This window comes from Acidicapsa dinghuensis, from assembly GCF_025685685.1.
GTDB lineage: Bacteria > Acidobacteriota > Terriglobia > Terriglobales > Acidobacteriaceae > Acidicapsa > Acidicapsa dinghuensis.
The window spans coordinates 61,195-82,317 of the sequence record NZ_JAGSYH010000005.1 but is presented as its reverse complement, the minus strand read 5'-3'; the positions used below and the strand labels follow the sequence as shown (position 1 = coordinate 82,317).

Sequence of the window (21,123 nt, the reverse complement as noted above, 5' to 3'; positions counted from 1 at the left end):
TAAGATGGACGGTCTGTGAGTAGAACAGAATGGATACTATCGCCCCAAGAAGTCAGGCTCCGCATGCAATGCACGCGGAGCCTGATTGGGCGTTCGAATTTGAGTTGGTCTAAGGAATGAAGAGGCCGAGGCGGACGTGCCACTGGGTGCTCTGGCCGGGGTGGAGCGTGACCATACCGGTGTCCATTTTGTCCCATTCTTTGCCGAAGGGGTCTCCAAAGTTGAATTGATCTTCGATGGCGATGAATTTCTGGGTCGGTGGTGCGTAGGCCTGAATCGTTTTGATCTCAGGCGAGACGCCCTCAATGCGGACGCCATATTTAGCAGCAGGATCGATGACCTTGACGACGACCACACCTGCGGTGCGGGTTAGGTGGCTCCAGTTGTCGTCGAGGAACTGATCGCCGAGAGCTTTCCCGTCGGGAGCGCGGAAATCATAAGCCGTTCCAGCGACGGGAACCAGTTGACCAGTGGGAAAGACGTTGTCGTAGTTGTCCACCTTGGCTAGTTCGCTACCCGGAATGTGCAGGCGAACCTGCGTTCGATCGCCGCTTGGCAGGTTGAAGTAAGGGTGCCAGCCAATTCCTACGGGCTCGTCTTCATTACCGACGTTGTGGGCCACGATGGAGGCGTCAAGATTGTTCCCGCTGAGCGTGATGCGGATCACAAGGTCGGTCTTAGAGAGCCAGTGGCCATTGAAGTCGCCGCCATGGATCACGCCAGAGATGGTGCCCCCATCAGGTGTGTGGGTAACCTTGAGGTCGGTCACGGGAGTCTTGAGGATGAGTCCATGCATGGCATGACGCTCAGCGCCTGTCAGTTTGCCGATGCTGTTGGCCGGAAGGTTGATGATTTTGTCACGCCACTCGGTGGTGATGGTTTTGCCGTCAGCCGAGAGCTTGCCACGGATGCGGTTGGGATAGGGAAACAAAAAAGCTGCCCCGAGGCGGTAGCCGAGATCGCCGTTGGGCGTGTCCATTTCGTTGAGCATGCGGGCGGACTCTTCAAGGCTGGGTGAGGCGAGCACGTTAATCTCTCCCTTGCCGGGGAAGTATGCAGTCACCTGCTGCAGCATCAGCGCGCGACTGGGCAGGACGGTGACGGAAGTGAATTCCGGCTTCGTAGCACCAGGAGTTGGTTTGCGGCTCAGTGTCACGGAAGGCATGCCGTTGACGGTGACGGAGGGTGATTCTGCATGGGCAGGCGAGGTCATGGTGATTCCTGTAACTGCGACGATAACGGATGAGAGGGTAACGCCCAAAATGAAGTGTGTGCGCGGTACGTTCATGCTGTAGTCCTCAGAGAATGTGATGCAACGCGACGATTCGACGCTTGGCAAACCCGAATAGAGCGGGATTGCACGTCGGGAAAGGTTTTCTCAAAGCGGAGCCATTGTACGACAGTAGGGTTGATCTGCGCGCCGTCTGAATGATCCGTTGAAGGCCGATAGAATGACGGAATGCCTGATGCGTTGAAGAAGAGTGCGACCAGTCTGGAGGTATTGAACTCGCAGATTGTGGCGTGCGAAGCCTGTCCGCGGCTGCGCGCGTACGGCGAAGCGATTGCGCGCGAGAAGCGGCGGCAGTGGCGGGACTGGAGTTACTGGGGCAAGCCGGTGCCTTCCTTTGGCGATGAGAATGCGCGGGTGCTGATTGTGGGACTGGCACCAGGGGCGCATGGATCAAATCGGACGGGGCGACCGTTTACAGGGGATGGTTCGGGAGACTTCATGTATCCGGTGTTGTACGAAGCAGGGTTTGCTTCCCAGCCCAAAGCAACGAGCCGCGACGACGGCATGAAACTTACGGATATGTGGATCACTGCAGCGGTGAGGTGCGCTCCGCCAGGAAATAAGCCAGCGCCGGATGAACAGCGGAACTGCGCGCACTGGCTGGATGAGGAAGTGTCGCTGCTTAAGCGTGTGCGCGTGGTGGTATGCCTGGGGAAGATTGGGTTCGATGCGTTTGTTGGTCATCTCATTCGGACGCGTGTCGTGGAATCGAGACGTGGACTGGAATTCAGCCATGGGGCTGAGTACACGCTGCCGAATGGTGTGCATCTGATGGGGACGTATCATCCATCGTTGCAGAACACGAATACAGGAAAGCTGACAAAAGCAATGTTCCTGAATATCTTTCAGCGGGCGCGGGAGTTGATGGAGGGTTGAGGGCGTGCATTCCAGTGCTACGGAAGAATACTCTGAGCTGTGGCCGTTTTTCGCCACCAGAGGACTAGATGCATTTTATGTTTCAATGACCGCATCGCCCTGGTTTCACCAACAAGTGAACAATCCAGACTGGAGTAGGGTATAAAGCCGATATGAAATCCATAGCTACTGACGGATGGGAACTCGTCTCGGCAGAAGATCGAAACACAGCGCATCCCAACACATTCCATATTCCAACACGAGAGCAACGAGAAACGCTTGTGCCAGGCGACGGGGCAAAACTGCTATTTGACATTGAAATCCGCGCGAACGGGGTCATCAAAGATCGAGGAGTGGAGAGGATGTGGGTAATTGTCAAAGCTCGAAGCGAAGGCGTCTATATCGGTTTGTTAGACAATGATCCCGTCACCGCAGAGAACCTTCAGTTGCAAAAGGGGGATGTTATTACGTTCGGTCCAGAACATGTTTCCGCTATTTCCACTCCGCCGCGTGACTACGTGATTGAAAAGTACGGTGTCTCCTTCTTTGAAGAGTAATGGCGGAAAATAGCCGATACCTAATCTACTGCTCAGCGTCATGCTAGTATCGCTTGCATGTTCAGGCGATTCACTTTTCCTCTTGCGCTCTCTGTTGGCGTCTTTGCTTCGGCAATTGCTTCTGCGCAGCATTCTTCGAACTCTACAGAGAAAGTTACTGTGCTACATGCGGCGCGACTGCTGGATGTTGAGCATGGGGCGATTGTTGCGCCTGGGGAAGTACTCGTGCGGGGCAACAAGATCGCCGAGGTAGGCTCATCGGTGACGCATCCGGCGGGGGCTGAGGTGATTGATCTTGGTGACCGTACGCTAATGCCGGGGTTGATTGATGCGCACGTGCATCTGTTTCTGCACCCCGGTGCGGAGGATCTGCAGACGGTCAAAGAGTCGGTGCCGTGGCGGACGATTCTGGCGGAGCAGGCGGCGAAGGCGGATTTGATGGGAGGGTACACGGCTGAGCGCGACATGGGTACGGAGGGTGCGGGTTCGGCGAGCAGCGCGGTGCGCGATGCGATCGATCAAGGGATTATTCCCGGGCCACGGATGCGGATGAGCGGAAACGCGATCAGCATTCTCGGCGGACATGAGGATGCGATCGATTTCAACCCGGCGGAACATATCTCGTCGAATGCGGATTACGCAAATAACGCTACGGAACTGGTGGAGACGATCCGGAGACAACTGAAAGAAGGCGCGGACTTCACCAAGATTTACGAGACTGGCAAAGATCATCTGAAGGATGGCAAGTTCACGACGCCGTACCAGTACACGGAGGAAGAGCTTGCCGTTGCCGTCAAGGAGACGGCGCGCGTGGGTACGCGGGTGGGTGTGCACTGCACAGGCGAGCCGGGAGCGCTTTATGCGGCGAAAGCCGGTGTAGCGTCGATCGATCACGCGGATTATCTAAGCGACGAAACGATGCGGATCATGAAGGAGAAGCAAATTTACGCTGTGCCGACGTTTGCAATTGTTGAATATTTCGGCAAGCATGCCGATCCTTCGGTAGGCGACTGGGGCGATGATTCACAGCGCTTCCACGCGGCGCAGTTCAAGCGGCAGCTTGCCGCAGGCGTGCCGTTTGCCGTCGGGTCGGATGTTGGCCCGTTTCCGCACGGGACGCAGGCACGTGAGTTGGAGCTGATGGTGCAGTTTGGGATGACACCTGCGCAGGCGCTCTACGCGGATATGATCAATGGCGCGAAGCTGTTGGACTGGTCCGATGAGATCGGGCAACTGAAGCCAGGCTTTGATGCAGATGTGATTGCGGTTCCGGGCGATCCGCTCAAAGATATCTCGGTGACTTCTAAGGTGGCATTTGTGATGAAGAACGGAGTCATCTACAGAGCAGTGAACAGTGGACAGTGAACAGGGATTAAATCTGGGGTAACTATGAGAGCTTCTAGTGTTTGGCGGATGCTTCTGTTATATGCGATGGTCGTCGTAACGATGGATTTCGGGATGGCGCAGGCTCCTGCAACTGGAAAGCACAAATGGGCAGTCGTGGTGCATGGCGGAGCCGGTGTAATCGAGCGGTCTTCGATGACGCCTGAGGCGGAGAAACAGTATCGCGCAGGGATTACTGAGGCGACGCAGGCTGCGGCCGCAGTGCTGGATCATGGCGGCTCTGCGCTGGATGCGATAGAGGCTGCAATCAAGCTGCTTGAAGACAATCCCATGTTCAATGCAGGACGTGGAGCTGTGTTTGCCGCAGATGGAACAAATCAGCTTGACGCAGCGATCATGGACGGCAAGACGATGAATGCTGGCGCTGTGGCCGACGTACAACACACGCGGCATCCGATATCGCTGGCTCGCGCGGTGATGGAGAAGTCAGGTCATGTGATGCTGGTAGGCGCAGGGGCCGACGCGTTCGCGGCACATGTGGGACTGGAGCAGGTGCCTCAGAGTTTCTTCTTTACGGAGCATCGCTGGGAGCAACTGGAGAAGGAATTGAAGAAGGAAGGTCTGCCAATCCCGGCGCGGCCTGAAGGTGCGCCGCCTGCGCCGGCGAAACCACTCGCGTTCTTTGAGTCTCCTGAAAATCACAAATACGGTACGGTGGGTGTGGTTGCACTGGATCGCGATGGCAATGTGGCGGCGGGGACCTCGACGGGAGGGATCACAGCGAAGCACTGGAACCGCGTTGGTGATTCGCCGATTATCGGCGCGGGAACGTATGCGTCGAATCAATCATGCGCTGTGTCAGGAACCGGTATAGGCGAGTTCTTCATCCGGCTAACCGTGGCGCGGACGATCTGTGCGCTGGTGCAGTACAAGGGTATGAGCCTGCAGGCTGCGGCGGACGATGTGGTGCAGCGGCAGTTAGGCGCGATCCACGGCGATGGTGGTGTGATCGCTATTGCGCCGGATGGGCAGATGGCGTGGAGTTTTAATACTCCGGGGATGTTTCGCGCCAGGCTCGCCGAGGGAGGCACCATTCAGGTGGGTATTTACCGCGACGAGCCATAGTGCAAGTTAGAGTGCTGATTAGGAAGCGGCCGTTGAATGCTTCTTCGGTTCAACTTTGATTTCGTTTACGACCTGCTGAACGTTAGGAACCTGCTTTGCCAGTTGTTCGGCCTCGTGTTTCTGTTCTGAGGTCTTTACAGAACCTTTCAGAACCAGCGTGCCGTTCTTGGCTGAGTAATCAATGCTCTGATCGTCGAGGTTCTTGTGGTCCTTGATGGCAGCCTTGAAATCATGCTCGATGCCTGTGTCAAGATTCGAAGAGACAGCACCGGCGTTGCTGTCGTCCGGCGGGCGAATACCGATTTCATCAGCAATGGTGTAATCGGGAGCGGCTTGTTTCGCAAGGTTTTCTGCCTGTGTTTTCTGATCGGCTGATTGAACATTGCCGGTCAGAGTCATGACACCTTTATCGCGGTCCTGAGAGACGCTTACAGCGCTGAGGTTATTGTTATTAAGCGAAGTGTTGACAGCGGATTTTTCATCAGGGTGATCTGCATGGGTATGGCAGCCTGCGAGAGCCAAAGCTGCAGCAAGAGTTGTTGCGGTAAACAAATAAAATGGGGAACGTACGGGCTTCATTCTTCTGTCTCCTTCCAAATCGATCCGAGCTTTGGGATGTTCTTACAAGCGGGTGCAGTTGTCCGCGAAGGAGAAGAGGATTCAAGCTTGATCAAACCGAGACAGATATAGCCAAATGCGATGAGCAAAAGCGCAATCAGAATGCTTGCTGTGTTCGATTGCGAACCATGCAATAGTGCAGGAGTACCCCCAGAAAAAGCGCAATAGAGAGCCACGCAAACCAATCTCCGAAGCGGAGATAGAGCGTGGGATCATGCCCTTCAGGAACGGTTGCAAGAAGGGTTGTGAAAGCCGACGAGTCGCTACGTGTCTCAGCCAGAATGCGACCGCGATCGTCGGTGACGGTGAGATAGCCGTTCTTTGCCGAGTGCGCGATGCTGAAACCGTTTTCGACTCCGCGCATGATGGCGATATGCCCATGCCAGCCGCGGTCGATGTTGAAGTCCCAGCCGGGATCGAAGAGCAGGCCAACCCCCGCATTGCCGTAATCGCGGGAAGGCTGGGTGAAATCCATATCCTTACAAATGGCAACGCCCCATGTCGCTTGCGGTGTGTGGATGGTGGTGATGGTTGTGCCGGGAGTGAAGATGGATTCGAAGGGCGGCAGCATGTCGTGCTTGTCATAGAGCAGAACCGGCTTGTGCGGCTGGTAGATGCGGGCTTCGTTGTATTGGACTGGAGATGCTTTATGTACGACGCCGGTAATGATGATGGTTTCCGTTGAGTCGGCAACGGATTGCAGAACGGCATCGGACGGAGCGTTGTTTGGGTCAGTAATGGTGCCGGTCTTCTCGGGGATGACGATTGCCTTTGCGCCTTGTGCTGCCAACTGTTTGGCGTAAATGGAGTAATCGTGGAAGAGACGTTCAGTAGCGGGACCTGTGGGAGCATGAAGGTTCTGATCCAGATCAGAGGCGATGAGGCCGACGGTGACGCTCTTGCCCGGTTGAGGCTGAGCTAGGCGGATGAAGCCAAAAATGAGGATGAGAGCAATTACACCGAGACTGATTTCGAGGACGCGCCATGCTTGCCTGGGCGACTGGATGCGCAGATGCCACGCGATGGCTAACGCGGATGGTAGCAGCAGAATGAAGAAGCTTAAGCCCCAGGGGCCGGTGATGGATGCGAGTTGCAGGAATGGCAGGAACTGCAGCTGTGTGTAGGCCAGGCTGCCAGCGGTGCCATGCGGTGTGTAGAGATTGCGCACGTATTCGAAAGTGACCCAGGTAGAGGGGAAGGCGAAGACTGCGCTCCAGGCCGCACCGCGAAGCAAGAGAGCGCGGAACAGGAGCGTTGCGAATGTCCATACGAGACCAACGGAAGCGAAGACAATGAACCATACGTAGCCCGGTGATTGGAGTATTTGGAAATAATGGGACATATTCATGCTGCCGAGGAGGAGCGAGTAGAAGGCGACCTGGGCTGATCTGATGCTTGTATTGCTCTCAGCGAAGATCAGGATAGGCAATGGCGCCAGCCACATGAGCGGCCACCAGGGGGCGAGCCCATTGCCGAACCAGATAAGGACAGCGCTGATTGCTATGGTCAGGATGGCTGATGCGAGATTACGAGGTTTAGCCGCGGGTGCCATGGATGTACCTCCGGAAGGATCGCTGATAGAGGGCACGAAATTCGTCAGGGGTGACGTCCATGCGCCCTCCCAGATACAGCATGATGAGGCCGTGAGATAGAGCGCCCATCTCAAAAGTGATCTCCCAGGGATCGTCGGCCCGGAAGTAGCCACTGTCCATACCTTCCTGGAGAATCTGGGCCATGAGATTAGCAGTTGGGAATTGCCCCGAGCGGAAGTCCTGCGGATACTGTCGGGCCCCCGCGCGCGGCTTGAGGAACATAAGCTCAAAGAGACGTGGGTTGTGGAGTGCGTGATCAATGTAAATATCAGCCATCTGGATGAGGCGTTGTTCAATATCGCCTGAGAAGCTGCGTTCAGTAAGCTGAGCTGCAAGTTCTGTGAATCCCTCGTTCGCGAGGGCGTTGAGCAGACCCTCTCGGTTTGGGAAGTGGCGATAGATGGCCATGGCCGTGATGCCAGTGGCATGAGCGACTCGACGCATGGTCACAGCGTCAGTTCCTTCCTCAACAAGCAAGCAGCGGGCAGCAGAGAGGATCTTGGAGGCGGTGGAAGCTGGGATAATGGTTTCGTCGACCACGTGTACAGTGTATACTAGATTGAAATTTCTACACATAATTGCAAACATTTTTGTAATGCGGTGCGTATCTGCATTTTGGAGATTGCCGATGCGGATCCAGCTTGGCTATATAGTGTCCACAAACGGACAGTTCAATCCGAGGCCGGACATCGGCTCCATCCAGCAAAGCTGCAAGTTGCTGTAAACAAATAAGCTGCGATGGCCACTGACGTGCAATGTAGGGAGTTGCAATGGATATCTCAAGACCAGACATTAAGAAGAAGAAGCGCCGCCAGCAGATTGTTTGGGCGAGCGTAGCGGTGGTTTTACTGGCGGCTACGGCCTATGCCGTAAGCCGACTGAAGCCTGCGGCTCCGACGGTGGACGCGGCAACAATCTGGCCGGGGACGGTGAAACGCGGCACGTTCGTGCGCCAGGTGCGCGGGCCGGGAACGCTGGTGCCGCGAGAGGATAGCATTATGCTCATCCCGGCGCAGACAGATGCGACGGTGGTGCGGATTCGGGTATTGCCGGGCGCGCGTGTCACGCCGGACACGATCCTGCTGGATCTGTCGGATCCGCAGCTGGATCAGCAGTTGCTGAGCGCTGAGCAGGCGCTGAAAGGCGCGAAGGCCGATTACAAGTCTATGCAGGCGACGCTTGAGAGCGCGCTGATGGACAAGAAGGCCACTGCGGCACAAATCAACGCGTCCTATACGCAGGACCAGCTACAGGCTCAAACGGACCAGAAACTGTTTCAGCTGGGCGTGGTTTCCGGACTGGTTGCGAATGCCTCGAAGAACACGGCCGAACAGTTGACGGCGCAGAAGAAGATCAGCCTGGAACAACTCGACGTAAACCAGAAAGCGATTGAGGTGCAGCTAGCCTCTTCGCAGTCCAAGGTAGACCAGGCACAAGCTCTCTACGACCTCTACAGGAAGCAGAAAGATGAACTGCAGGTGCGAGCGGGAATCAGCGGTGTGCTCTCGACGCTCGCAACTCCTGTGTCGGTGGGTCAGCACGTGGTGGCGGGAACATCGGTGGCCGAGGTAGTGCAGCCAGACAAACTGAAGGCGGCGCTGAACATCGCCGAGACGCAGGCACACGATATTGCGATCGGGCAGCCTGCTGAGGTGGACACGCACAACGGTATCGTGAAGGGGCATGTCACGCGCATTGATCCGACGGTATTGAACGGAACGCGCGTCGTTGACGTATCGCTAGATGGGGATCTTCCGGCGGGCGCCGTTCCGAACCTGAGCGTCGATGGAACGGTCAACCTGGAGACGCTGAGCGACGTGCTGTATGTCGAGCGGCCTGCCTTCGGAAATGAAAACAGCACGATCAGTCTGTTCAAGGAGAGTCCGGATCACAAGACCGCGACCCGTGTTTCGGTCAAGGTGGGCAAGGCCTCGGTGAACTACATTCAGGTGCTTCAGGGACTGCAGGAAGGCGACACCGTCGTCCTGTCGGATATGAGCAGAGAAGACGCGGTAGACAAAATCCGCCTGGAATAGGCAACAGAGAGGAACTGAGGGGAATGAGCGGAACGATTATCGAAATCGAGAACCTGACCAAGGTGTTTTATACGGATGAGATCGAGACACACGCTCTCTCCGGCGTCCACTTGACCATTGATCGCGGCGAGTATGTTGCCATGTCCGGTCCCTCGGGCTGCGGCAAATCGACTCTGCTGTCGATCATCGGGCTGCTCGACACGCCGACCGGCGGTCGCTACACGCTGAACGGCAAAGAGGTTGCGAACCTCAATTTTGCGGATCGCTCGCGCATCCGCAACCAGGAGATAGGCTTCATCTTCCAGAGCTTCAACCTCATCGGCGACCTGACGGTGGCTGAGAACGTGGAGCTTCCGCTGACCTACCGCACGGGCATGCCGTCGAGCGAGCGCAAAAAGAAGGTTCAGGAGTCGCTGGAGCGCGTGAACATGGCGCACCGCATGCGGCATTATCCCGCGCAGCTCTCCGGCGGTCAGCAGCAGCGTGTAGCTGTGGCCCGCGCGCTAGCCGGATCTCCCTCAATCCTACTGGCTGACGAGCCTACCGGAAACCTGGACTCGAAGAATGGCGAAGCGGTGATGAAGCTGTTGCAGGAGCTGCACCAGGAAGGTGCAACGATCTGCATGGTGACGCACGATCCGCGCTTTGCCGCCCATGCCGAACGGCAGATTCATCTCTTCGACGGCAAGGTAGTTGCCGAGGGTGAGTTAAACCAGTTACTGGCGGAAGTGTAGCTAATTCGTTTCCGCGGATTGCGAGTTATCGATACGTGAGTTAGGGGCTGGCAGAAGCTTGCGGGATGCCAGCCTTCACTGGCGAGGAGACTCAGTGTCTACTTCGAAGGGGGAGCCGTGTTCGCCAATTGCATACAGGATTTTCGTTATTCGCTTCGGCAATTTCGGAAGTCGCCTGGCTTTGCATTCACGGCGATAGCAGTACTCGCGCTTGGTCTTGGCGCAAATGTTGCGGTCTTCACTCTGATCGATGGCATTCTGCTGCGGTCGCTGCCCTATGCGCATCCTGATCGCCTGGTTGCGATCAATGCGCCATCAGCGAATGGTTTCACCATGTTGCTGAACTATTCGAACCTCAAGCAGTTGAGCGATGCTATGGGTTCACGCACGCAAACAGGCGTGATGCTGGATCAGTCTCGCGCCAGTGTCGTAGGTCCGGGCGGGCGGCTGCAAGTAGAGCAGGAAACTGTCTCGTCGGATCTGATGACCGTGCTCGGCGCGCAGCCTCAGATCGGGCGCAGTTTTCGCCCTGAAGAAAATGAACCGGGCCGTGAGCACGTCCTTTTGATTGGCGACGATGTGTGGCGCAGGTTGTTCAATCAGGATCCGCAGGTAGTGGGTAAATCGCTGCTGGTGAAAGGCCGGAGCTACACGATCATCGGCGTTATGCCAAAAGAGTTCTCGTTTCCCTTTGGGGGCGAAAAGCAAGTCTGGTCCCCGGCCACCATTGGTCCACAGGCGCGCTCTGCGATGGCCGGCCCAAAGCAGGTGTGGGGAACGCTGTTCGCGAGACTTCCAGAAGGCGTGACTGCGGCTTCACTCGAAGCGGACCTCAACCGCGTTCAGGCGCAGATTGCGAAAGAGGTACCCGACAGTGAGATTCCGCTCAAGCTTGAAGTAACTAATTATCAGCAGTCGCTGAATCATCAGGCGCGCAAGCCGCTGTTGTTGCTGTATATGGTTGTATTCGGCATCTGGGCGCTGGCATGTTTGAATGTGACGAGCTTGATGTTGGTTCGCGCCATCGGGCGCAGCCGCGAGATGGCAGTGAGGTCAGCACTGGGTGCAAGCCGGTCGCGGCTTCTGCAGCAGTCGATTGTGGAGAGTCTCTTACTGAGCATTGCCGGAAGCGTGCTGGGATTGCTGACAGGTCAGTTAGTACTCAAAGTGCTGTGGCATCAGATTGAGCGCAATCTGCCGCTGACGAATGAAGTGCATTTGGAGTGGCGTGTTGTTGTGAGCCTGATCATGTTGACGTGCATAACGGCACTGCTGACGGGGATTGTTCCCGCTCTGCGTGCAGCGCGTCGTAGTGTTCAGGAAGACCTGCATGGAGTGAACAGCACCGCGTCGGCAAGCCATACCCGTATGAGAGAAGGACTGGTGATAGCGCAACTGGCGCTGACACTGGTGTTTTTGGTGGGAGCGGGATTGTTTCTGCGCACAATTAGTGCGCTGCGTCAGGTGCCGCTTGGGTTTGGTCAGCAGAATGTGTTGACCGGCGGGGTGATCGTAAATCCGACCATGGATGCTGCCGATAGCGATGAAGAATCCGCACATGGACTCAATCTCGTGCAGAGCGCGTATCTACCACTTCTCGATCGGCTGCGGGCAATTCCCGGAGTGCGCGTCGCTGCATTGAGCTCCGTGCTGCCGATGCGAAGCGAGTTTGCGGTGAGTCTAGCAATGACTCTCGATCACAAGAAGACCGCGTACGCGCAGAATCCAACAGCGGATGGACGGCTGGCAACAGCAGGGCTTGTCGACGCGTTGGGTATTCCGATGATGCGAGGACGCTTCTTCGCAGAGGAAGATTCATCGACTGCCCCTGTTGTAGTCGTCATCAACGAAGCATTCGCAAACAAGTATTTTGCCGGACAGAATCCCGTCGGACATACCGTCTCAATGGGCAAAGGGCGCTTTGCCGATGCGCGCATTGTTGGCGTGATTGCCAACATGAAGCAGACGGATGTGACCAAGCCAACGAAGCCGGAGATGTATTTTTGTCTGGCTCAGATTGAGCCGGGAACGCCGCTCTATGGCATTGCCAAGGCATTCATGCAGGTGGCGATTCGTGCCTCGGTGCCTGCCGATGCGTTACGGGCGCAGTTTGATAAAGCGCTACACGACGTCGCTCCAGATGCGACCACAACCGATGTAGAGACGATCCATGAGGCAGTGGAAGATTCGTTCGGAAGCCAGACTCTGACCTCACGTCTGCTTGAAGGATTTGCTCTTTTGGCGCTGGTGATTGCCTCGGTAGGGCTGTACGGATTGCTGTCGTTTACTGTTGCCCAGCGTACGCGGGAAATTGCAGTTCGGTTCGCATTGGGAGCGCAGCAGGCCAGCATCTTGCAGATGGTATTACGCAGGGCTCAGGTGCTGATGGTAGCTGGCCTGGCATGTGGAACGACGCTAGCATGGTTTGCTGTAAAGCTGACTCAGGGTTACATCTATGGAGTGCAGTCTCATGACGCTGCCACGTTTGCATCTGTGATTGGTGTGCTGGCTGCAGCATGCTTTGTCGCAGCATGGATGCCTGCGCGGCACGCGGCTGCCATTGAGCCTGTTGTCGCGTTAAGGAGCGAGTAGGCTATGGCGGCATGGATGCAGGATTTGCGATTTGCTTCGCGGCAATTATGGAAGTCGCCGGGATTTACCGTCACAGCGTTACTCACGCTTGCTTTCGGCATTGGGGTGACTGCAGCAGTGTTGCTGGTGGTGCAAATGGTTCTGCTGCAACCTTTGCCTTATTCAGATCAGGATCAGCTCGTGGGAGTGACTTGGAGCTATCCAGGCACTCCGGCCAATGCGGAGCAGGTTGGAGCAGTCGCTGATTTTGTGCGGGCACACAACCAGGCCTTTAGTGCAACTGCAGTGATGGATGATGGCATGAGCCCTGCGAACCTGTCGGTGAATGGCGGCCATGCGGTTGAAGTACATGCATTGCGCGTGTCGAGGGATTACTTTGCGACGCTTGGCGTAATGCCTGCTATCGGTCGTGCATTCACACAAGAAGAAGACACCCCGGAGGGCCCGCGGGCTGTCATGTTGAGCGATGGATTATGGCGGCGGACACTCGGAGCTGACGCGGATATCGTCGGACGAACGGTGCGAATCAATCAGGAGAGCTTTACGGTTGTCGGTGTGATGCCCGCGAGTTTTACAGTAAGTGGCGAAACGGCACCTGGAGTAACAGGCACTCCTGATCTATGGGAGCCACTGCAGCTAAGCCCGAAGGATTCTGGCTACGACGGCGACAATTACCAGATGTATGCTCGGTTGCGCGATGGAGTTTCGCTCGATCAGGCTCAGCAGCAATTAAACGCTCTTGATGAGCCTTTTTACCAGCAATATCCCAGTTACAAAAAATGGGTGCGCGCGGGTAAAGTGCTGCATGAACTGCATGTGTGGAAACTGCAGGATGTGATGGTGAGCGATGTGCGCCGCAGTCTGCTGACGGTGTTGGGTGCCGTGATTGCAGTGCTGTTGGTAGCATGCTTCAATCTCGCTGGATTGATGATTGCGCGAGCTCTGCGCAGGTCGCGAGAGATTGCGGTGCGTTCCGCGCTCGGTGCAACGCGTGGACAATTACTTCGTTTGTTGGTGATCGAGGGGCTCCTTCTCTCTTTAGGCGGCGGTTTGCTTGCACTTGTCGTAGAACGTGTCGGAGCACAAATGCTACTGACCGCCGCGCCTCTCGAAATCCCGAAGCTGCATCATCAGCCCGGATTGTTGCCAGTTGCAGCGGCGGTGATGGTGGTTTCGCTTGCTGCAATGGTGGTGTTTTCATTGCTTCCCGCGTGGTTGATCTTGCGTAAAAGAAGTGACGAGATCAGGCTTGGCAGTCAGTCGGTAGGCCAGACCGTTTCACACGCACGTTTATCTCGTGCACTGATTGTCGGACAGGTTGCGCTGGCGATGGTGCTGGTGTCAATGGCTTCGATATTGCTCGGAACATTTGTGCACCTTCAAGCACTGCCTTCCGGCGTGGAGCCGAGGCAGCTCACGGTCTTTCAAGTCGCGTTAAAGGGAGATCATTACGCAAATACGCGCACGACAACGCAATTCGTCACAGCAGTTCTAGAACAGATTCAGCATCTGCCCGGTGTGGATCGCGTAGCAGCTGTGAATGGTCTTCCACTTGATCGCGGATTGAATATGGGCGGGTCTCCGGCTGATCGTCCGAACCTGCGGCAGGTCATTGAATTCCGTGCGATTACACCAGGATATTTTCAGACAATGGGAATATCTCTACTTGCTGGCCGTGACATAGCCGAGTCCGATCGTGCTGACAGCGATCACGTCGTGTTGATTGGGGCAGCGGCTGCAAAGAAGTGGTGGCCCGGCAGATCTCCTATCGGAGAGATGGTCCGATTGGGTGGCAACAACATCCGATGCCGCATTGTCGGTGTTGTGGCCGATGTGCAGATGCATTCGCTGGTCGAGAGTGACGGCATCGTGCTTTATGGGCCAATGACGCAGCTCGATGACAAGTTCATGGCCATGATCAACGGATGGTTCCCCACAACATTTGCGGTGAGAACAGCGGCGCATCTGAATCTCGCCGAGCCAATCGAGAAGGCTGTGGCGCAGGCGGATGCCGAGATCCCAGTGACTCGCATGACGAGCATGCAGGCTGTAATTGACGACTCGATTCAAGTACCGCGTTTCTTTTCTGTACTGGCTACTTGCTTCTCTGCTTTTGCTCTGGTGCTGACGGTGATTGGAATGTTTGGGTTGATGAGCTATCAGGTGACTCAAAGAACCAGAGAGATCGGTGTGCGTATGGCTTTGGGCGCAAGCCGTGGAGCTATTCTGCAGCGCTTTCTTACACACGGCCTGATGCTGGCAAGTGTGGGCGTTGGGCTTGGGCTTGCCATGAGCTGGTGGATGCGCCCGGTCGTCAATCATTTGTTATCTGATGCTGGCATAGATCCCGCGGACGAGATGACCGCTGCAGCATCGCATGTGATTATGAACGGCGCAGAGGGCGTATTACTGGCATTGGTTGTGGTGCTGGCAGCGAGCGTAATTGCCAGTTGGATGCCTGCACGTCGTGCGGCTGCTGTCGAACCAATGCAGGCGTTGAGAGCCGAGTAGGGAGCGAGGACGAGAACGATGAATAAGCTCTGGCAGGATGTGCGCTATGGATTGCGGCAATTGCGCAAATCGCCGGGCTTTACGCTGACGGCAGTGATCACGCTGGCGCTCGGTATCGGTGCGAATGCCGCAATCTTCACGCTTGTTCAAGGCATTCTGCTGCGTTCGCTGCCTTTCTCCGATCCCAACCAGCTCTACCGCATCGGCGATAAAGACGACTGCTGCGTGGAAGGCGGATTCGTCGGCGACAATGGCGACTTCGATATTTACTCGTACGATCTATATCTGCAGTTCAAACAGTCTGCTCCGGAGTTTGAGCAGCTAGCTGCAATGCGCGCGGGCTTTGGCGGATTCAGCGTACGGCGTGGCAACGAAATCGCTAAGGAACTGACCGGCGAATACGTGTCCGGCAATTACTTTTCAACTCTTGGCATCGGGTCTTACCTTGGCCGTGTGTTCTCTGATAGTGACGATACACCCAGTGCTGCGCCTGTTGTGGTGTTGAGTTATGAGGGATGGCAGAACGAGTTTGCAAGCGATACATCGATTGTCGGCTCGACGATTTCTGTAGAGACACATCCGTTCACAGTGATTGGCATTGCGCCACGCGGATTCTTTGGTGACCGCATCACGGGGAATCCGCCCATGTTCTGGATTCCGCTGAATACGGAGCCGACGATCTCAGGCAACGGATCGATTCTGCATCATCCCGATTCGAACTTCCTTTACGCTGTAGGACGCGTGAAGCCAGGCACTCCGATCCCAGCATTACAGGCGAAGCTCTCGGCAACGATGCGGGAGTGGATGAAGACGCGGCCTGTGTATACAGAGAATGGAGCGTCTGCTGAGATTCCGAAGCAGCACGTCACGGTTGTACCCGCGGGCGGGGGCATCCAGAATCTGCAGCAGGAAGCAGGCGACGGACTCACGATGCTCATGATTTTATCGAGCGTCGTGTTGCTGATTGCCTGTGCCAACATTGCCAATCTTCTCTTGGCGCGAGCAACAGCGCGCAAGGCAGAAGTATCACTGCGCATGGCGCTTGGATCAGGCCGATCCCGACTTGTTCGGCAGATTTTCACTGAAAGTGTTTTGCTGAGCCTCATCGGCGGCCTAGTAGGCCTTGCTGTAGCGTACGCGGGATCGCGCGTGATTCTGATCCTAGCTTTTCCGGGAGCAAAACATCTGCCGGTCAGCGCGACACCTTCGTGGCAGGTGCTCGGATTTGCATTCGGCATTTCACTGCTCACAGGAGCTCTTTTCGGAACTACTCCGGCTTGGATATCAACGCACGCGCAGCCAGCCGAGGTACTACGTGGATCAAGCCGATCAACAAGCGATCGTTCCTCGCTGCCGCAGAAGGCGCTTGTTGTATTTCAGGCCGCACTGTCACTTGTGCTGCTTGTGGGCGCGGCGTTGATGACGAAGTCGCTGAATAAGCTTGAGCATCAGAATTTTGGTCTTCACACTGAAAATCGATATGTGGCTCATTTTGATCCGCACGGAGCAGGGTACTCGTTGGATCGCCTTCCGGCCCTGTATCACGAGATTCAGAATCGATTTGAATCATTGCCCGGCGTGACCGGAGTCGGGCTTGCGATGTATAGCCCGCTTGAGGGCGATAACTGGGGTGAGTGCATTATCCAACAAGGGCATCCCGCGCCACGCCCAGGAGAGCACTGCGGCTCTACGTGGGATCGCGTGAGCGCCGGATATCTCGATGTGATTGGAGTGCCTAAGGTGCGAGGACGTGAGTTTACCGACCAGGACACGGCGACCTCGCTGCCCGTAGCCATCGTCAATGAAACATTTGTGAAGCGTTTCTTTCCCAATCAGGACCCCATCGGGCGGCACTTCGGCATTGATGACGTAAAGTATTCGGGAAGCTGGGAGATTATCGGAGTTTTCAAAGATTTCAAAATCAACAACCCAAAAGAAGAGCCGCGGCCAGTATATCTACGGCCGATGACGCAGTATTACAAGCCGTATACAGAATCTGGCTTTATCAGCACGGAAGATCAGTCTATGTATGCAAACTCGATCATGCTGCGATTTAACCGGCCTCAACAGGATGCCGATGCACTGATTCGCCGAACGCTTGCAAGCATCGATCCCAACCTGACGATCAATGATCTGCGATCGCTAGATGCTCAGGTCGCTGACAATTTCGATCAGGACCGACTGCTGGCTCGGCTCACAACGCTGTTCGGTGTGCTGGCGCTGATTCTCGCCTCGGTTGGATTGTATGGCGTAACATCCTACCTCGTCGTGCGGCGCACGAGTGAGATTGGCATCCGCATGGCGTTAGGATCGACTCGCGGACGCGTGGTGCAGCTTGTGTTGCGCAGCGTTGCGTGGCAAATCGGTCTTGGGCTGGCGCTGGGGATACCATCAACATTACTGGCCGGCCACTACATGAAAAGCCAGCTCTACGGCGTGAGTGAATATGATGCCACGGCCATGATTGCTGGCGTCGTCGTCTTGTGCTGCTGCGCATTGATCGCTGGATTTATCCCAGCACGACGAGCAGCTTCGATTGAACCAATGCAGGCTTTACGCACCGAATAGTTAAAGGTTGGAGAGGCTTCATGAACAGGATTTTTCAGGATATTCGATATGCATTCAGGCAACTGGCCAGGGCGCCAGGCTTTGCGGCCACTGTGATCGTAACGCTCGCCTTGGGAATTGCTGCGAATACCGCGATCTTCACGATCTTCGATCAGGTACTTCTGCGCATGCTCCCTGTGCAAAGCCCCAAGGAACTGGTGCGTTTCGAATGGACGGGTGCGTTTTCCGGCTCTATGAGCAGCTTTGGTGGCGAAACTCCGGGCCGCCACAATTACTTTTCTTATCCAATGTTCAAAGATCTGCGCGAGAAGAATACGGCATTTACCGATATGCTCGCCGCGGTACGCAATAGTGTGGGTGTCTCCTGGGAAAACCGGGCAGAGGACAAGGAAGCAGAGATTGTGAGTGGCAACTATTTCGAAGTGCTGGGGCTGCACCCAATCGTTGGCCGTCTCTTCACCGATGCCGACAATACGACAAAGGGCGCAAATCCGGTCGTGGTATTGGCGTATGACTATTGGAAGACGCGATTCAATTCTTCAATGGATGTATCGGGTAAGACACTACTGATTAATGGCCAGCCGTTCACAATCGTGGGTGTAGCGCCTGAGGGGTTTCAGAGCGCAATAGACAACTACACGCCGGGGGTCTTCCTTCCGATCACGATGTCAGAAGTTGCGATGCCATGGACAGCGCAGCGGGATGATCTGAATAATCACAAATCAGTGTGGCTGACGCTGATCGCACGTCTCAAGCCGGGCGTCACTCGCCAGCAGGCTGAGGCGAGTCTCGGACCTCTTTGGCATTCGCTGCGTGCTCAGGAACTGACGGGATACGGTAACACATCGGCTCAGTTCAAGCACCGGTTTCTCGATGAAACTCGCCTGTTTGTGAAGGACGACTCCACGGGATTTATGCCGAAGCGTGATGATCTGAAGACACCACTATACGTGCTGATGGGTATGGTTGGTGTGTTGGCGGCAATGTGCGCAATCAATATTGCCACCTTACTACTTCTCAGGGCGGCAGGCCGTGTGCGCGAGATCTCGATGCGATACGCGTTGGGGGCCGCGCGATCAAAGATTGTTTCGCAACTCTTTGTCGAAGGTGGCGTACTGGGTCTTTGTGGAGCGGTCGCTGGCGTGGCGCTCTCGCCGCTCATTGCCCGTGCGCTTGTTCAAATGATCGCAGATAACGACGACCCAACGCAGCAAGGGCCTTTCTCGACCGCAGTCGATCTTCGCGTGCTTCTATATGCGCTGGGGCTCTCCTTGTTGGTAACGCTGCTCTTCAGCGTAGTTCCGGCACTCCAATTTCTGAAACCCAGGCTTGCTGAAGCGTTGCGCCAGAACAGCGGAACCGCCTCGCGAGCGTCGCAGCGATTTCGCAAGATTGCCGTAGGTCTGCAGATTTCACTCACTGTGCTGCTACTGGGTTGCGCCGGACTATTTCTGCGTACACTGACGAACCTTCGCGGTCAGAATATAGGATTCGAGACAGCGCACCTGGTAACTTTCGATATCGATCCATCGTTGGCCGGCTACAGTGGTGATCGCGTGCAGCAGATTGATAAAGATGTGGTAGATGGGTTGCGCGGCTTACCGGGAATATCACAGGCTGCCGGTACAACTGACCCTGAAATTTCCGGCGACTCGAGCACATCGAACTATTCAGTGCAGGGACACATAGCTCCCGAAGATGAAAGTATGAACTTCGAGAGTCCGTGGATTACGTCCAATTACTTCGCGACGCTGCATCAGCCGATTCTTGCAGGACGTGAGTTCACAGATGCCGACACCAAGGGCAGTCCAAAAGTAGCGGTCGTAAATCTGACGTTCGCCAAGCGCTTTTACGGCTCTCCACAGAATGCGCTCGGCAGATTGATAGGAGCGGGCGCCAGTGACCACGAAAAGTATGACATCACCATCGTGGGTGTCGTTGGCGACGTGCGGCATGAAAATATGCAGGCCGCGGCGGTGGGCACCGTCTATCAGGCATATTCACAATTTACCAACACGTTTGGTCTGCAGATGTATGCGCTCACTGCGCAGAAGCCGGAATTGGTAGAGAACGAGATTCGCGAACGCATTCGTCGGCTTGATCCGAAACTAGTGGTCGATTCGATTCGCACGATGGATCAGCAGATCGATATCAGTATCTCGAATCAACGTGCACTTGCTACGCTGTCGATGAGTTTCTCCGCATTGGCGATGCTTATGACGGCGGTCGGTCTTTACGGTGTGCTGGCTTACGCGACAAAGCAACGGACACGCGAGATCGGCGTACGGATGGCGCTGGGCGCACAGCGAAGCTCCATGATTGTGTTAGTGCTGCGAGAGATGGCGCTGACCGCCACAATCGGAGTAGCGGTAGCTCTGCCCGCGGCATTTCTGCTATCAAAACTGCTGCGCAGCCAGCTGTATGGAGTGCAGCCAGGTGACCCTATTACGCTGCTGGCGTGTATCGCCATCAGCGCTCTAATGGTGGCTATAGCCGCGGCAATCCCCGCGCGCCGCGCCGCTTCAATTGACCCAATCGAAGCATTGAGAACAGAGTAGTCCTGCAGTTTTTATGAGGAACGGAGTTGAGCACAACAATGATTGAACTGAACAAAATCGAACGAAGCTATCGTACCGGGCACACGGAGACCTGGGTGCTGCGGCACGTCAATCTCACCATCAAGCCCGGTGAATTTGTAACGATCATGGGACCGTCTGGGGCAGGAAAGTCATCGTTATTGAATGTGCTGGCGATGCTGGACGACCAATGGAAAGGGGAGTTTTTCTTCGATGGCGAGCCGGTGCATCGTATGAATCGCAAACAGCGCGCCGAATTGGCGCGACGTCGTACGGGCATGGTCTTCCAGAGTTATCACCTGCTCGATGATCTCAGTGTCGCCGAGAATATCGACCTGCCGCTTTCATACAAGGACATTCCGCGTGCTGAGCGGCAGGCATTGGTTGCCGACACGCTGGATAAGTTTCAAATCGTAGGCAAGAAAGACCTGTTTCCAAGCCAACTCTCAGGTGGCCAACAGCAGTTGGTAGGCATTGCACGGGCAGTCATTCATAAGCCAAGCCTTCTGCTTGCAGATGAGCCTACGGGCAATCTTCATTCCGGGCAGGCTCGGGAAATTATGGAACTGTTCAAGAAACTCAACGAAGAGGGCACGACCATCATTCAGGTCACGCACTCGGAAGAAAACGCTAAATTTGGTTCGCGCATTATCGAACTGCGGGATGGATGGCTGTATTCCGATACCGCAGGAATTGCGCAACCGGTAGGGGTCCAATCGTGAAT

General features: G+C 55.6%; 15 protein-coding genes. 11 read left to right on the top strand and 4 right to left on the bottom strand.

Annotation, left to right across the window (positions count from 1 at the left end; all coding sequences use genetic code 11):
* Positions 1–109 precede the first annotated feature (109 nt).
* Complete coding sequence (locus OHL22_RS15240; protein ID WP_263339085.1) at positions 110–1,288, bottom strand: aldose 1-epimerase; 1,179 nt, start codon at positions 1,286–1,288, stop codon at positions 110–112.
* Between the two features lie 171 nt (positions 1,289–1,459).
* On the opposite strand from OHL22_RS15240, the gene OHL22_RS15235 reads away from it, so the two are divergent.
* From OHL22_RS15235 to OHL22_RS15220, 4 genes are all read left to right on the top strand, one after another.
* Positions 1,460–2,167 (top strand): uracil-DNA glycosylase, encoded by a 708-nt coding sequence (locus OHL22_RS15235; RefSeq protein ID WP_263339082.1) that lies wholly within the window; start codon positions 1,460–1,462, stop codon positions 2,165–2,167.
* Between the two features lie 152 nt (positions 2,168–2,319).
* The gene (locus OHL22_RS15230; protein WP_263339079.1) at positions 2,320–2,703 is read left to right on the top strand and encodes a DUF2314 domain-containing protein; all 384 of its coding nucleotides are present in this window, start codon (positions 2,320–2,322) and stop codon (positions 2,701–2,703) included.
* A gap of 57 nt (positions 2,704–2,760) precedes the next feature.
* Positions 2,761–4,068: an amidohydrolase family protein gene (locus tag OHL22_RS15225; protein WP_263339076.1), complete on the top strand. Its 1,308-nt coding sequence runs from the start codon at positions 2,761–2,763 to the stop codon at positions 4,066–4,068.
* Between the two features lie 48 nt (positions 4,069–4,116).
* Positions 4,117–5,172, top strand: coding sequence for an isoaspartyl peptidase/L-asparaginase family protein (locus OHL22_RS15220; protein WP_263339074.1), 1,056 nt, complete (start codon positions 4,117–4,119; stop codon positions 5,170–5,172).
* Positions 5,173–5,190: 18 nt separating this feature from the next.
* On the opposite strand, the gene OHL22_RS15215 is transcribed toward OHL22_RS15220, so the two are convergent.
* From OHL22_RS15215 to OHL22_RS15205, 3 genes are all read right to left on the bottom strand, one after another.
* Positions 5,191–5,751 (bottom strand): BON domain-containing protein, encoded by a 561-nt coding sequence (locus OHL22_RS15215; RefSeq protein ID WP_263339072.1) that lies wholly within the window; start codon positions 5,749–5,751, stop codon positions 5,191–5,193.
* A 136-nt stretch (positions 5,752–5,887) separates the two neighbouring features.
* Positions 5,888–7,342, bottom strand: coding sequence for a nitrilase-related carbon-nitrogen hydrolase (locus OHL22_RS15210; protein WP_263339070.1), 1,455 nt, complete (start codon positions 7,340–7,342; stop codon positions 5,888–5,890).
* Positions 7,326–7,922, bottom strand: coding sequence for a TetR/AcrR family transcriptional regulator (locus OHL22_RS15205; RefSeq protein WP_263339068.1), 597 nt, complete (start codon positions 7,920–7,922; stop codon positions 7,326–7,328). The genes OHL22_RS15210 and OHL22_RS15205 overlap by 17 nt, the downstream gene beginning before the upstream one ends.
* 230 nt (positions 7,923–8,152) lie before the next feature.
* Between OHL22_RS15205 and OHL22_RS15200 the strand changes: the two genes are divergently transcribed.
* From OHL22_RS15200 to OHL22_RS15170, 7 genes are all read left to right on the top strand, one after another.
* Complete coding sequence (locus tag OHL22_RS15200) at positions 8,153–9,418, top strand: efflux RND transporter periplasmic adaptor subunit (protein ID WP_263339064.1); 1,266 nt, start codon at positions 8,153–8,155, stop codon at positions 9,416–9,418.
* A gap of 23 nt (positions 9,419–9,441) precedes the next feature.
* On the top strand, positions 9,442–10,152 hold the full coding sequence (locus OHL22_RS15195; protein WP_263339061.1) for an ABC transporter ATP-binding protein: 711 nt from the start codon (positions 9,442–9,444) through the stop codon (positions 10,150–10,152).
* Between the two features lie 117 nt (positions 10,153–10,269).
* Positions 10,270–12,744, top strand: coding sequence for an ABC transporter permease (locus OHL22_RS15190; RefSeq protein ID WP_263339058.1), 2,475 nt, complete (start codon positions 10,270–10,272; stop codon positions 12,742–12,744).
* Between the two features lie 3 nt (positions 12,745–12,747).
* Positions 12,748–15,255, top strand: coding sequence for an ABC transporter permease (locus OHL22_RS15185; RefSeq protein ID WP_263339055.1), 2,508 nt, complete (start codon positions 12,748–12,750; stop codon positions 15,253–15,255).
* 18 nt (positions 15,256–15,273) lie between these two features.
* Positions 15,274–17,823, top strand: coding sequence for an ABC transporter permease (locus OHL22_RS15180; RefSeq protein ID WP_263339053.1), 2,550 nt, complete (start codon positions 15,274–15,276; stop codon positions 17,821–17,823).
* A 20-nt stretch (positions 17,824–17,843) separates the two neighbouring features.
* Positions 17,844–20,381: an ABC transporter permease gene (locus OHL22_RS15175; protein ID WP_263339050.1), complete on the top strand. Its 2,538-nt coding sequence runs from the start codon at positions 17,844–17,846 to the stop codon at positions 20,379–20,381.
* A gap of 38 nt (positions 20,382–20,419) precedes the next feature.
* A complete protein-coding gene (locus OHL22_RS15170) occupies positions 20,420–21,121 on the top strand; it encodes an ABC transporter ATP-binding protein (protein WP_263339048.1) in 702 nt (233 codons plus the stop codon).
* Positions 21,122–21,123: the final 2 nt, after the last annotated feature.